Source organism: uncultured Maribacter sp. (assembly GCF_947495965.1).
Taxonomy (GTDB): domain Bacteria; phylum Bacteroidota; class Bacteroidia; order Flavobacteriales; family Flavobacteriaceae; genus Maribacter_B.
In genome coordinates this window covers 356,170-370,419 of record NZ_CANMBB010000002.1, presented here as the reverse complement: position 1 = coordinate 370,419, position 14,250 = coordinate 356,170, and the positions used below count along the sequence as shown (strand labels likewise).

The 14,250-nt window shown below is 32.1% G+C and carries 10 protein-coding genes; 5 read left to right on the top strand and 5 right to left on the bottom strand.

Features of this window, described 5'->3' with window-relative positions; translation table 11 throughout:
• Window positions 1–44 precede the first annotated feature (44 nt).
• On the bottom strand, window positions 45–2,150 hold the full coding sequence (recG, locus tag Q0820_RS06070) for an ATP-dependent DNA helicase RecG (protein WP_298486076.1): 2,106 nt from the start codon (window positions 2,148–2,150) through the stop codon (window positions 45–47).
• A gap of 83 nt (window positions 2,151–2,233) precedes the next feature.
• Here recG and Q0820_RS06065 point away from each other — a divergent pair, with 83 nt between their 5' ends.
• From Q0820_RS06065 to Q0820_RS06055, 3 genes are read left to right on the top strand one after another with little or no spacing between them, the layout of a single operon-like run.
• Window positions 2,234–4,336, top strand: a complete 2,103-nt coding sequence (locus Q0820_RS06065; protein ID WP_298486074.1) for a M1 family metallopeptidase — start codon at window positions 2,234–2,236, stop codon at window positions 4,334–4,336.
• Window positions 4,336–5,241: a patatin-like phospholipase family protein gene (locus tag Q0820_RS06060; protein WP_298486072.1), complete on the top strand. Its 906-nt coding sequence runs from the start codon at window positions 4,336–4,338 to the stop codon at window positions 5,239–5,241. Before Q0820_RS06065 ends, Q0820_RS06060 begins: the two co-directional genes overlap by 1 nt.
• A complete protein-coding gene (locus Q0820_RS06055) occupies window positions 5,238–6,128 on the top strand; it encodes a patatin-like phospholipase family protein (protein WP_298486070.1) in 891 nt (296 codons plus the stop codon). The genes Q0820_RS06060 and Q0820_RS06055 overlap by 4 nt, the downstream gene beginning before the upstream one ends.
• Before the next feature lie 4 nt (window positions 6,129–6,132).
• Here Q0820_RS06055 and Q0820_RS06050 read toward each other — a convergent pair whose 3' ends face one another.
• Window positions 6,133–6,651, bottom strand: a complete 519-nt coding sequence (locus Q0820_RS06050; protein ID WP_298486068.1) for a hypothetical protein — start codon at window positions 6,649–6,651, stop codon at window positions 6,133–6,135.
• 301 nt (window positions 6,652–6,952) lie between these two features.
• Between Q0820_RS06050 and Q0820_RS06045 the strand changes: the two genes are divergently transcribed.
• A complete protein-coding gene (locus Q0820_RS06045; protein ID WP_298486067.1) occupies window positions 6,953–8,020 on the top strand; it encodes a beta-agarase in 1,068 nt (355 codons plus the stop codon).
• A gap of 43 nt (window positions 8,021–8,063) precedes the next feature.
• Here Q0820_RS06045 and Q0820_RS06040 read toward each other — a convergent pair whose 3' ends face one another.
• From Q0820_RS06040 to Q0820_RS06030, 3 genes are all read right to left on the bottom strand, one after another.
• Complete coding sequence (locus tag Q0820_RS06040) at window positions 8,064–8,843, bottom strand: hypothetical protein (protein WP_298486065.1); 780 nt, start codon at window positions 8,841–8,843, stop codon at window positions 8,064–8,066.
• Window positions 8,844–8,875: 32 nt separating this feature from the next.
• On the bottom strand, window positions 8,876–10,432 hold the full coding sequence (locus tag Q0820_RS06035) for an FMN-binding glutamate synthase family protein (RefSeq protein WP_298486064.1): 1,557 nt from the start codon (window positions 10,430–10,432) through the stop codon (window positions 8,876–8,878).
• Window positions 10,433–10,515: 83 nt separating this feature from the next.
• The gene (locus Q0820_RS06030) at window positions 10,516–11,790 is read right to left on the bottom strand and encodes an amidohydrolase (RefSeq protein ID WP_298486063.1); all 1,275 of its coding nucleotides are present in this window, start codon (window positions 11,788–11,790) and stop codon (window positions 10,516–10,518) included.
• Between the two features lie 197 nt (window positions 11,791–11,987).
• On the opposite strand from Q0820_RS06030, the gene Q0820_RS06025 reads away from it, so the two are divergent.
• Window positions 11,988–14,246: an ATP-dependent helicase gene (locus Q0820_RS06025; protein WP_298486702.1), complete on the top strand. Its 2,259-nt coding sequence runs from the start codon at window positions 11,988–11,990 to the stop codon at window positions 14,244–14,246.
• Window positions 14,247–14,250 lie beyond the last annotated feature (4 nt).

Genomic DNA, 14,250 nt, shown 5'->3' with positions numbered 1-14,250 from the left:
TGTTCAAGACCTTTTTTTGTGATATTTTCTAACTATTTAAGGGGTTAACTTATATAATTCCAAATATTTTTGTGTTTTATAATTTGCGCGTACATGTGCCTTATTACCAAATTATTGGGGCTTTCCAAAGAAGGGTCTTCTTTTAGTAATTGTAATGCATGGTACCTTGCTGTTTTTAAGATGTCATTATCTTTTACAATGTCTGCTATTTTAAGATGTAGCATACCACTTTGTTGTGTACCCATAATATCGCCAGGACCTCGTAGTTTTAAATCTACTTCAGCAATTTCAAAACCATCGTTTGTACGTACCATGGTTTCTAGTCTTGTTTTAGAATCGTTAGAGAGTTTATGGCTAGTCATTAAAATACAAAAGCTTTGATCGGCACCACGCCCTACACGCCCTCTTAATTGGTGTAGTTGTGATAAACCAAACCGTTCTGCACTTTCTATAATCATTACCGATGCATTAGGAACATTAACCCCAACTTCAATAACTGTAGTGGCAACCATTATTTGTGTTTCCCCTTTTACAAAGCGTTCCATTTCATAATCTTTATCGGCAGGTTTCATTTGTCCATGTACAATAGATATTTGGTATTCTGGCTGTGGAAAATCTCGTACAATGCTCTCATAGCCATCCATTAAATCTTTATAATCTAATACTTCAGACTCTTGTATTAAGGGGTAAACCACATAAATTTGGCGTCCCTTTTTTATTTCTTCCTTTATAAAACCAAAAACTTTTAATCTATTAGAGTCATACCTATGAACTGTTTTTATGGGTTTTCTTCCAGGCGGTAATTCATCTATAACAGAAATATCTAAATCGCCATATAAACTCATAGCCAAAGTTCTTGGAATAGGAGTAGCGGTCATTACCAAAATATGAGGAGGCAAATTATTTTTATGCCATAATTTAGAGCGTTGAGCAACGCCAAACCTATGTTGCTCATCTATAATAGCCAATCCTAAATTTTTATATTTTACTTTGTCTTCAAGTAAAGCATGTGTGCCAATTAGAATATCTAATTCGCCATTTTCTAATTGTTCATGAATTATAGTTCTTTGCGCTTTTTTTACAGAGCCTGTTAAAATGGCAATTTTAATACCCAAATCTCCTAAAAGTTCTTGTATGCCATTAAAATGCTGATTTGCCAAAATTTCGGTAGGTGCCATTAAGCATGCTTGGTAGTCATTATCTATGGCTAGCAACATAGCCATTAATGCTACAATAGTTTTTCCTGAGCCAACATCGCCCTGTAGTAATCTATTCATTTGCGCGCTAGTGCCTAAATCTGCTCTAATTTCTTTTACCACTCTTTTTTGTGCATTGGTTAGCTCAAAAGGCAAGTGGTTTTTATAAAAGTTATTAAAATGTGTGCCAACTTGGTCAAAAACAAAGCCTTTAATGCGTTGTTTTCTAGCTTTGTTTTTCCCTAATAACTGTAGTTGAATGTAAAAAAGTTCTTCAAACTTTAACCTAAATTGAGCTTTGGCTAATAATTCTTGATTTTTAGGAAAATGAATATTAAATAAGGCTTCGCTCTTAGAGATTAAGCGCAATTCATGAATAATTTTTGGAGATAATGATTCTGAAAATTGCCCTTTACAGCCTAAAAATAACTGCTGCATCATCTTATTTATAACCTTATTGGTAACCCCAGTATTGCTAAGTTTTTCTGTAGAAGGATAAATGGGTTGCATGGCAATTTTAACTCCCTTTTCATGCTCTTCTAACAATTCCATTTCTGGATGAGGCATAGAAAATTTACCATTATACCAATTGCATTTGCCAAAAATTACATAGGGTTTATTAATTTTTATATTTTCTTTAATCCATTTTTGACCACGAAACCAAACTAAATCTATTTCCCCGGTATCATCTATAAATTTGGCAACTAAACGTTTTCCTCTTTTTTGTTCTACTGTTTTTAGATGAATTATTTTACCAACAACCTGTACATCTGCACTACTGCGCTGCAATTCCTTTATTTTATAGTATTTTGTTTTATCAATATACCTATTAGGGAAAAGATTAAGAAGGTCTTGAAAGCAAGAAATGCCAAGCTCTGACTGCAAAGAATTAGCCCTGTTAGGACCAACTCCTTTTAAATAAGCAATGGGAGTTTGTAAAAAATTTGCGTTCATTCGTCTAAATTAGGGCATAGCTAATAACAATGCAACAAAGTAAAATGCTAAATTTGGAAAGCATTACATATAATCCCCAAAACATGAAATTATTTTTTAAGCTACTATTATTTGTAACCCCTCTATATTTATTTGCGCAAACACAAGAAAAAGTAGACTTTATTAGAGCAGAAGCTTTAATTTCTCCAATTGTAAAAGAAAAATCTATAGCTGGTGTTGTTACTTATGAATTCAAGGCCTTGGAAAATGTAAGTTATATTTTCTTAGATGCTCATGATATAGAGTTTACTTCGGTTTTATTAAATAATAAAAAGGTTGATTTTTTAAATACAAACTCTAAAATATCAATAAAACACTCCTTTAAGAAAGGAAAAACATATTATGTAACTCTTAGATATAAAGCAGTTCCCAAACAAACAGTCTATTTTGTTGGTTGGGATACTACTTCTGAGAGTTCAAATACAAGTGGGCAAATCTGGACACAAGGCCAAGGAAAATACACCAGTCATTGGTTGCCTAGTTTTGATGATATGACAGAAAAGGTAGAATTTGATATTGCTATAGAATTTGATAAAGGCTACACCGTAATTTCTAACGGAAAACTTATAGAAAAACAAGAAAAAGAAAATACGAATCTATGGGCATACTCTATGGATAAACCTATGAGTAGTTATTTAGTAGCTTTTGCTATAGGAAATTATAAATATGTAGAAGAGAAATCTAAAAGTGGTATTCCTTTAGAATTATATTATTACCCAAAAGATAGTTTGTTTCTAGAACCAACGTATAGATATTCTAAAGAGATTTTTAATTTTTTAGAAACGGAAATTGGAGTTTCGTATCCTTGGGAAAATTATAAACAAATTCCTGTGCACGATTTTTTATATGCAGGAATGGAAAATACAGGAACCACCATATTTTCTGATGGATACGTAATTGATTCTTTGTCTTTTTTTGATAAAAATTATGTTACAGTTAATGCGCATGAATTAGCGCATCAGTGGTTTGGGAATTTGGTTACCGAAAAAAATGGTAATAGCCATTGGTTACATGAGGGGTTTGCAACCTACTATTCTTATTTGGCTGAAAAAGAATTATTTGGTGAAGACTATTATTATTGGAAATTGTTTGATAGTGCAAAAGCTATAAATGAAAACCAAAACAATGAAAAAGGGCAATCTTTACTAAACCCAAAAGCAAGTAGTCTTACATTCTATGAAAAAGGTGCTTGGGCATTACATATGCTACGAGAAAAAATTGGGGATACGGTCTTTAAAAAAGGAATAGTATCGTACTTAAATAAATACCAATTTAAGAATGTAGAAGTAACTCATTTTTTAAAAGAAATGGAGAATGCTGGAGCAGAAAATCTATCAGAATTTAAAGAAAAATGGCTTGTAGAAAAAGCTTTTCCTTATGAAGATGTTAAAAATCATTTAGCAGCAAAATCTGAAGATATTAAGATACTGAATTTTATAAATGAAGAAGTGGTAATTGCTAGTTCTAGTTACATACACAAAGAAAAAATAATTAAAGGGTATTGGGATACAATAGAATTTTACGAGTTAAAGGCTAGGATAATTAAAGATTTTCATAAATATTTATCGTCTAGTTTTATTAAGGAAGCATTAAGAACTCAAAATTTAAAACTTCGTAGAGCAATAGCTAAATCTACCATTAAAGTTTCAAAAGATTTAGAGCCTTCCTTTAAACTTCTTTTGCAAGATAAAAGTTATGTAACACAAGAAAATGCTTTGTTTGCCTTATGGAGTAGCTTTCCAGAAAAAAGAAACGAATACTTAAACGCTACTAAAGACGTAATAGGTTTGCCAAATAAAAACGTACGACTTTTATGGTTAACCTTAGCAATGGTAACACCAGAATATAACAGCTTAAATACTGGAATTTATTATAAAGAATTAGTAAATTATACAAACCCAAATTATAGCATAGAAACCCGTATAAGTGCATTTCAATTTTTAAAGGAAACCATTGGTTTAGACAATGTAAGTTTAAAAAACCTAATACAAGCTAGTGAGCATCATAGTTGGCAATTTAAAAAGTTTGCAAGAAATTTATTAATTAAATTAGTGGAGGATAATGATTATAAGGAAAGAATTAAATTAGAGTTAAAAGAATTAAAAGAAAATAAATATCGTTATATAAAAGAATTAGTTTATAAATAATGAGGGCTTTAGTAATTTCTGGAGGAGGTAGTAAAGGGGCTTTTGCAGGTGGGGTTTCCCAATATTTAATGCAAGAACTTCACTATAAGTACGACCTTTTTTTAGGGACCTCTACTGGAAGTTTATTAATTTCTCATTTAGCACTAAATAAAATTGACAAAATAAAGGAAGTATATACTTCTGTAAATCAGCATAGTATATTTAGTAATTGTCCTTTTGTTATTCAAAACAAACACGGTGTAAATTCTATAGGTATAGATCATTGGAATGTTTTTAAAAATTTTTACAGAGGAAGTAAAACTTTTGGAGAAAGTTATAATTTGTTAAAACTTATTAAACAAACAATAACAAAAGAAGAATTTTTAGAGTTAAAAAATGGGCTTAAAGAAGTTGTAGTAACCGTTTCTAATTTATCTTTAAATACGGTAGAATATAAAAGTGTAAATGACTATTCTTATGAAGAATTTTGTGAATGGGTTTGGATTTCTTGTAATTATACCCCTTTCATGAGTTTAGTTCGTAAAAATGGATGTGAATACGCAGATGGTGGTTTGGGTAATATGGTGCCTATTGAAGAAGCTATAAAAAGAGGAGCAACAGAGATAGATGTTATTGTTTTGCAAACTGAAGTAAGCCATTTAAATAGAATGCCATCTAAAAATGCCTTTTCTTTGCTTACTAATATGTTCGAGTTTATGCTAGATCGTATTGAAAATCAAAATATACGTATTGGTAAATATGTTGCAAACCATAATAACGCAATAATTAATTTATATTACACTCCAACCGTTTTAACTACTAATTCTTTAATTTTTAATAAAGAAAAAATGAGTAAATGGTGGGAAAGTGGTTATAATTTTGCCAAATTTAAAAATACAGAAACTAGTCAGATAAAAATAGAATGAGAGCCTTAGTAATTAGTGGAGGAGGTAGTAAGGGAGCCTTTGCGGGTGGCGTAGCCCAATATTTAATGGAAATAGAAAAGAGAGATTATGACTTACTTGTAGGAACCTCAACAGGAAGTCTTTTAATACCGCAACTAGCTTTAAATAAAGTTGGTAAGTTGTATGATTTATATACCAATGTAAACCAACGTAAAATTTTTAGTTTAAACCCTTTTGTTGTTCGTAAAAAAGGGGATAGAGAGTTTGTTTCTATAAATTTCATGACCACCTTTCTGCAGTTTGTTAAAAAGAAAAGAACTTTTGGAGAGAGTAAATCTTTGCGAAGAACTATTAAGAAGAATTTTACAGAAGAAGAATTTAATGAAATTAGAAATACGCATAAAGATGTAGTGGTAACCGTTTCTAATTTATCTAAAAATAGGGTAGAGTATAAGTCAATTAAAGAATTTACTTATGATGAATTTTGTGATTGGATGTGGATTTCTTGTAACTATATTCCTTTTATGTCTTTAGTTAAAAAAGATGGATTTGAATATGGAGATGGCGGTCTAGGCTGTGTTTTGCCAATACGAGAAGCTATTAGGCGTGGCGCAACAGAAATAGATGCTATTATTTTAGAATCAGAGAAAATGGAACATAATAAGGTTTTAGGTAAAAACCCTTTTTCATTAATGCTTAGTATCTATGGTTTTGTATTAGACCAAATAGAACACCATGATATTTCTGAAGGAATTTTAGCGGCAAAGCATAGAGGTGTAAAGCTAAACTTGTATTATACACCAACGAAACTAACCGAAAACTCCTTAGTATTTAACAAAAAACTAATGACACAGTGGTGGGAACAAGGTTTTAATTATGCAGAGGCAAAATTTAATGTACCTAAATAATTAGTTACCACAATTCTCCAATTTCTTTTTTAACATAAGCTAATGCTGTTCCAGAAGGAGAAGCTTTATCCATAGTTTCGGTTAAAACATCTTCCCTTAGCTTATCAGCAGAGTCTGTTTCGCTTAAGCCAGCTTTACGAATCATTTGTATAGTAGCGCTTTTAGCAGCTTTTATAATATTCCAACATTCGTCGGTCATATATATTTGTTGGGATAGATTGTGCTCAAATTCGTTTTCAATACTTTTTATAAGTAAATTTTCATACTCATTTTTGTCTGAAGTTTTAGGGGCTATACGAACCACTAAGCTTGGGATAGCAATTCTTTCTAAGAAAAGAGCCATTCTTTCGTATGCTTGTAAACGTATAGGTAATGTATTTTTTTGGCTGTCTTTATGTAATAAAAAACGTCTTCTTCCTTCTTCATTTTTTGTATGTAATCTAAAAAAATAAAAAGCAACGGCTCCAGTTACAACAGCTGGTAATAGGTATGCAAACATTTGTAAAATTCCTTGTTCAGACATGATTTTGGTTTTGGTTTCTGCATGTAAGAACGATGTATTTATCTAAAAATTATGTAATCGTTAGTTGTATCTGTATTTTATTTAGGAATACTTCTTTTTCTATTTCCTTTCTATAATTTGAATATTTATGCTGTATTCTAGACAATTAAGTCTATAAAATAATGCATTGTTTAGTTTTTGTAAAGGTATATTTTTCAGCTAAAAGCTATGGATGTAATAATTTAGCAGGGTAAAAAATATGAATATTATAAAGAGATGTGCTTATTAATATCACTTTATAAAAATGATGAAAAAATATTTTATGAAAAAAATTGCAATGTTCCTCGCTTTAACTATTAGTTTGTATTCTTGTTCGCAAGATAGTGTAGTTGAAGAGCCAGAAGAAAAAGAGAATAAAGAAACTCCAAAAGACCCAGAGCCTGAACCTGAGCCAGAACCTTTATCATGGAAAACAATACCAGTGCCAGCGAATGCTGGAGATGGAAAAAAATGGGAATTTCAAGAGGATATTTCGGACGATTTTGAGTATGAATTTACTGGAGAAAATAGTTTATCTGAATTTGGTAGTGGTAAATGGACAAATTTTTATCATAATACTTGGAAAGGCCCTGGGCCAACTATTTGGAGACATGAAAATGTTACGGTTTCGGATGGTAATTTAAGAGTACTAACAACCAGAGAAGATGGCGAAACGAAGTCGTATGGTGGGTCAAATGGCACACTTACAGATAAAGCCACTAGATTGGGGTGTGTTACATCAACTAAGAGAGTTATATATCCTGTTTTTGTAGAGGCCAGAGTAAAAGTTGCTAATGCGTTTTTTGCTTCTGATATATGGATGCTAAGTCCTGATGATACCCAAGAAATAGATATACTAGAAACATACGGTGCACAAAACCCTAGAAATGAACAACAATGGTTTAGTGAAAGGTTTCATATAAGTCACCATGTTTTTATAAGAGATCCTTTTTTGGATTATCAACCTAAAGATGAGAGTACATGGCAAAAAATTGATGGGTACCCATATACTTCTAGTGACTGGGTTCGTATAGGTGTTTATTGGAAATCTCCTACGGATCTTGAGTACTATTTAAATGGAGAGTTAATAAAAGTAATGGATAATTTAGATACTGTAGGGAGTAAAGATGGTATAGATCCATTAGGATATACGTCGGCTTCTGCACCTCCTAATACTTCAGACAGAACAGGTTTAAGCAAAGAAATGGATATAATAATAAATACCGAAGTACAAAACTGGAATGCCGAAGCAGGTAGAATGCCTACAGATGAAGAAATAGCAAATTCCCCTGAAGACCATACCTTAAAAGTAGACTGGATTAGAATTTTTAAACCAGTTGAAGAAAACTAGAGTGCAAAAAAATCCCGTAATTAGTATTACGGGATTTTTTAAATTACTTATTTCCGTTCTTAATTCCTTCCCGAGCCATAAGGTAAAAGGCTTCGTAATTAGGGTGTATTTTAAAATTAACGCCTTCTTTAAAGCCACCATCTTTAGCATTGACGTTAACTCTATCTTTAGCAATAGCCATATCTTTTGTTAGAATATTAGCAATAGAAGTTGCTTGTAGTATAGGAGTATTTAAATCTCCTGTTATACTTAGTCCTTCAATGGTAATCGTTGTTTTAGGATTAGCACTTAGTACCGTTGCAATTTTATTTAACCAAGCTTTTGCTTCTTCGGTTATGTTAGTATTGGTATCGGAGCCATATAATGAAGTTAAATCTTTAGAAATTATAACAGTCCCATTTGCTACTCCAATTTTAGCATTTTCTCCTAAAGTTTGTTTTGTATTTGTAAGTACTACAACAGCTGTAGAATCATGACTACTAATGGCATCTGTAAAAACACTTAATTGCTTTTCTTTTTCTTCTAAACTAGCAAGTGCTTTATTTACACTTTCAGAATTTTTACTTGAAATTTGAGCAAAACTATTTAAGTTTTTTAGTAAAGTGCTATTTGCATTTTGTAAATCAACTACTTGTTTTTCAAAAGATGCAGCTTTTTCTTCATTTACGCTACCATTTTTTTTAGAAGAAGCAAGTTCTATGTTAGTAGAGTCTAATTTAGCTTTTAATAAGTTTATTTCATTTATTAAATCACTTTTTCTCTGTGCATGTAGTGAAAGACAAGAAATGAATAAAAGTGTAAAAATTGATAATTTGATATTCATATTATTTTTTTTACAAAAATAACACATTAAGGTTATTTAATATTGCCTAAATGTGGGCAATTATTTAGTTCTTGAACACCATTAAATGGAACTTCAGTTTTTTGATATTTATAAGTACTTCTTAAAGTTCTATTTAAATCGGTATCATCAACATTTACTTGAACGTCATCCATGTTAAATTGGCACGGGTGCTCGTAGCCTGCAGCATGGGTAATTTCTAAAAATTCTTTCCTAAATGTTTTAAAATATTGTGCTAATCTATCAGACTTTAAAGGAACATTTATACCGTTTTGTAACCATTTACTTTGCGTTGCAATACCAGCAGGGCATCTATTGGTATGGCATACTTGCGCTTGTATGCAACCAATACTCATCATTGCTTCTCTTGCAACATTTATACAATCTACTCCCATGGCAAATGCCATAGCTGCTTTAGCTGGGAAACCTAACTTTCCGCTTCCAATAAATACAATCCTCTCTGTAAGTCCTTTTTCGGAAAACATTCTATATAAGCTAGAAAAACCATAAACCCATGGTAAAGAAACGTGGTCTGCAAAACTTGGGGGAGCAGCACCAGTACCACCTTCGCCACCATCTACAGTAATAAAATCTGGTCCTTTACCAGTTTTTAGCATAATATCTGCAAGTTCTTCCCATTGTTTTAATTTTCCTATAGCCCCTTTTATACCAACAGGAAGCCCAGTTTCATTAGCAATAACTTCTATAAGTTCCATTAATTCTTTTACGTTGCTAAAAGCTTTATGGGTTGCAGGAGAAAGTACATCTTTACCAACTTCTACGCCTCTTATTTCTGCAATTTCAGGTGTAATTTTTGCTCCCGGTAAAACTCCTCCTTTTCCAGGTTTGGCTCCTTGAGATAGTTTAATTTCAATTGCCTTTATGCAAGGGTTTTCTTGTGTTAGTTTTTTAAGTTTTTCTATAGATAAACTTCCCTCTTTACTACGAACACCAAAATAACCTGTTCCAAAATGAAAAACTACATCACCGCCTTTTTTGTGGTAAGGAGAAAGACCACCTTCTCCGGTGTTATGATAAGCTCCTGCTTTATGCACTCCTTTATTTAAGGCTTCTATTGCAGCTGCAGATAATGAACCAAAACTCATTGCAGATACGTTTATTACTGAGGCTGGTCTAAAAGGTTTTTTTCTTTTATTGTATTCTCCTATTACTTTTGCACAGGGTAAAAAGGAAGTGTCTTTTTTGTTTGGATGATTTTCAGGCAGGTTATATGCCATCATTTGGTTCTTTATAAAAACATGTTGGTGCGCATATAAATCTCTATCAGACCCAAAACCTTCATAATTGTTTTCTTTTTTTGCAGAAGCATAAATCCAACCACGTTCAATTCTATTAAAAGGTAATTCTTCTCTATTATTTGCTACAAAATATTGACGCATTTCTGGACCAATACTTTCTAGCCAATACCTAAGATGACCAACTATAGGAAAATTGTGACTTATGGTATGTGCTCGTTGTATAAATATATCTCTAATTGCAACTAAGACAAGAGCAATTATAACCCACATCCACCATGAAATGTTTGAAAGAAATTCAAGAATAGTATCCATAAATATATTTATATTTTACTAAAAAATTGCATCAAAAATAATACAAAATATAAACAAAGTTACTTTTAAGTTTTAAAGAAAAATTAATTGTTTAAATAGTCAATACTCATTTCTGTAAGTGCTTTTACACCCAATAATAAACCACTATCGTCAATTTTAAAATCTGGAGTATGGTGAGGAAAAGATTCTGTACAACCAGGACTCATTCCTCCTAAGAAAAAATAAAATCCAGGAACTTCATTTTGGAAGTATGAAAAGTCTTCGCCACCAGTGACTGCCTTTTGTTGCTGTACTTTATCTATACCAGCTACTTTTTGTAATGTAGGTAGCATTGTAGCAACAAGAGAAGGTTCATTATAGGTTATATCTGTAAAATTTTCTAATATAATTGTGGCTTCTCCGCCATATGTTTTAGCTATAGATGGTACCATTTCTTGCATTCTTTTTGTAATTAGTTTCTGCATATCATAATCTAGTGTTCTAATGGTTCCAATAAGTTCTGCGCTTTCTGGAATTATATTAAAACGTACACCACTTGTAATTTTGCCTACACTAATTACAGCAGCTTCCTTAGTAAGGTTAACTTCTCTACTAATTATTGTTTGTAAACCATCAATTATTTTGGCACTGATTAAAATTGGGTCTATTCCTTTCCATGGTTGCGAACCATGTGTTTGTTTGCCTTTTACGTTAATTACAAAGCGCTGTACCGCAGCCATTGTACCTCCAGACTTGTATTTTATTGTTCCTACTGGAGTTTCAGAATTTATATGTAGCCCAAAAATGGCATTTACATCCGGATTTTTTAAAACTCCTTCCTTTATCATAAGTTTAGCTCCACCTTCTTCTCCTGGAGGTGGGCCTTCCTCAGCAGGCTGAAAAATGAATTTTATAGTTCCGTTTATTTTTTCTTTATTTTTTGCTAAAATTTCTGCAACTCCCATTAATATAGCAGTATGCGTATCATGTCCGCAAGCATGCATAACGCCAACCTTTTCTCCAAGAAATGTAGAAGTAACATTAGATTTAAAAGGTAGATTATTACGTTCAGTAACTGGTAGCGCATCTATGTCTGCTCTTAGTGCTACAACTTTTCCGTCTTTTTTTCCTCTTATAATTCCGACTACTCCTGTGTGGGCAACTTTAGTTTCTACTTCTATTCCTAAAGATTTAAGATGTTTTGCTATTTTTTCTGCAGTTTTAAATTCCCTATTAGATAGTTCTGGGTTTTCATGAATATCCCTTCGCCAAGAAATTACTTTTTCTTCTATATTGTTATATTCCGATTCTGAAATTGTTTGTTGAGCAATTGCACAAGAGCAACAAAGTATAAGTGAAAAGAGTAGTATGTTTTTCATGGTATTTAATTGAATTACTAAATATATTCAAATTATAAGGAATCTACCTTTATTGTTCATAAATCTCTTCTTACTAGCTTTTGGATAACAGTTATTATGGCTAAATTCACAGTTCTAAAAATTATTAGGATTTGAGTAGTTTTATTGATGGTTTAAATGATGCGCAAAAAGCCCCTGTTTTGCATAAAGATGGGCCAATGATTGTAATTGCAGGAGCAGGTTCTGGAAAAACAAGAGTGCTTACTTTTAGAATAGCCCATTTAATGGCGCAAGGAGTAGATTCTTTTAATATTTTGGCACTTACTTTTACAAATAAAGCAGCCCGTGAAATGAAAGCAAGGATTGCCAGTATTGTTGGTAATTCTGATGCTAAAAATTTATGGATGGGAACTTTTCATTCTGTTTTTGCAAAACTTTTACGTGTAGACGGTAATAAATTGGGGTACCCACCAAACTTTACAATTTATGATACGCAAGATTCCCAGCGTTTAATTTCTTCTATAATAAAGGAATTAGGTTTAGACAAAGATATTTACAAGTACAAGCAAGTGCAAAGTAGAATATCATCCTATAAAAATAGTTTAATTACGGTAAAAGCTTACTTGAATAACCCAGAATTAGTAGAGGCTGATGCTATGGCTAAAAAGCCAAGAATGGGGGAAATTTACCAACAATATGTGGATCGTTGTTTTAAGGCTGGGGCTATGGATTTTGATGACCTTTTACTTAGAACAAATGAGCTCTTAAATAGGTTTCCAGAAGTTTTAATGAAATACCAAGAAAGGTTTAAATATATATTGGTAGATGAGTACCAGGATACGAATCATTCACAATACTTAATTATTAAAGCACTTTCAGATAGATTTCAAAATATTTGTGTGGTTGGGGATGATGCGCAAAGTATTTATTCTTTTAGGGGAGCTAACATTAGTAATATTTTAAATTTCCAGAAAGATTACGATAATGTAATAATGTATCGATTAGAGCAAAATTATAGATCAACTAAAAATATTGTAAATGCTGCTAACTCTGTAATATCAAACAATAAAACACAATTAGATAAAGTAGTTTGGACCGATAATGATGAAGGGCCGGCTATTAAAGTACATAGAAGTATTACCGATGCAGAAGAAGGTAGGTTTGTTGCAGGTTCTATTTTTGAAAATAAAATGCAACACCAGCTTAATAATGGTGAGTTTGTGGTACTTTATAGAACCAATTCGCAATCCAGAGCAATTGAAGATGCTTTAAGAAAAAGAGATATTCCGTATAGAATTTATGGCGGACTTTCTTTTTACCAACGTAAAGAAATAAAAGATGTTTTAGGATATTTAAGATTGGTAGTAAATCCAAAAGATGAAGAGGCCTTAAAGCGAGTAATAAACTTTCCAGCGAGAGGTATAGGGCAAACTACAATAGATAAATTAGTGGTTGCAGCTAATCATTACGGACGTTCTATCTTTGAAGTTATACAGAATTTAGACCGTATTAATTTAAAAATTAATGCAGGAACTAAAAGGAAATTGGTAGACTTTATTACCATGATACAGAGTTTTCAGATAATGAACGAAACTACCGATGCTTTTACACTTTCTGAGCATGTTGCTAAAAAAGCCGGTGTACTATTAGAGTTTAAAAAAGATGGTACTCCAGAAGGTATAGCTCGTATGGAAAATATTGAGGAGCTTTTAAACGGTATTAAAGATTTTGTTGAAGGACAGAAAGAATTAGATGGTGCTACAGGAAATATAAGTGAGTTTTTAGAAGATGTAGCTCTTGCTACGGATCTTGATAATGATCCTGGAGATGATGATAGAGTAGCGTTAATGACCATACACATGTCTAAAGGTTTGGAATTTCCATATGTTTATATTGTTGGTATGGAAGAGGATTTATTTCCTTCTGGGATGAGTATGAATACTCGTAGTGAGTTAGAGGAGGAGCGAAGGCTGTTTTATGTGGCATTAACAAGAGCAGAAAAACAAGCATATTTAACGTATACACAAAATAGATATCGCTGGGGTAAATTAATAGATGCTGAACCTAGTAGGTTTATTGAGGAGATTGATGAAAAGTACATAGAAAACTTAACACCTGTAGATGGTGGTTATCGTTATAAATCTTTTGTAGATACAGATATTTTTGGAGAAGTAGATAAAAGTAAACTTAGGCAAACAAAACCTAAAAGAGGAACCCCACCTTTAGTTGGTAAACCTACTGAAAATCAATTGCGAAAACTTAGAAAAATTAAACCAGAATTGTCTAAGCCTGTAGGGAATACAAATACTATAGACCCTGGGCTTTCGGTTGGTTCTTTAGTAAACCATACAAGGTTTGGTAGGGGAAAGGTATTAAATTTAGAAGGTATTGGTAGCGATCGTAAAGCCGAAATACAATTTGATAAAGGAGATATAAAAAAATTGTTACTTCGTTTTGCTAAATTAGAGGTCCTTTAGGGTG

Coding starts and splice junctions, on each gene's coding strand:
- recG (WP_298486076.1), bottom strand. CDS start 2,150: ATGAACGCAAATTTTTTACAAACTCCCATTGCTTATTTAAAAGGAGTT.
- Q0820_RS06065 (WP_298486074.1), top strand. CDS start 2,234: ATGAAATTATTTTTTAAGCTACTATTATTTGTAACCCCTCTATATTTA.
- Q0820_RS06060 (WP_298486072.1), top strand. CDS start 4,336: ATGAGGGCTTTAGTAATTTCTGGAGGAGGTAGTAAAGGGGCTTTTGCA.
- Q0820_RS06055 (WP_298486070.1), top strand. CDS start 5,238: ATGAGAGCCTTAGTAATTAGTGGAGGAGGTAGTAAGGGAGCCTTTGCG.
- Q0820_RS06050 (WP_298486068.1), bottom strand. CDS start 6,651: ATGTCTGAACAAGGAATTTTACAAATGTTTGCATACCTATTACCAGCT.
- Q0820_RS06045 (WP_298486067.1), top strand. CDS start 6,953: ATGAAAAAAATTGCAATGTTCCTCGCTTTAACTATTAGTTTGTATTCT.
- Q0820_RS06040 (WP_298486065.1), bottom strand. CDS start 8,843: ATGAATATCAAATTATCAATTTTTACACTTTTATTCATTTCTTGTCTT.
- Q0820_RS06035 (WP_298486064.1), bottom strand. CDS start 10,432: ATGGATACTATTCTTGAATTTCTTTCAAACATTTCATGGTGGATGTGG.
- Q0820_RS06030 (WP_298486063.1), bottom strand. CDS start 11,790: ATGAAAAACATACTACTCTTTTCACTTATACTTTGTTGCTCTTGTGCA.
- Q0820_RS06025 (WP_298486702.1), top strand. CDS start 11,988: ATGATTGTAATTGCAGGAGCAGGTTCTGGAAAAACAAGAGTGCTTACT.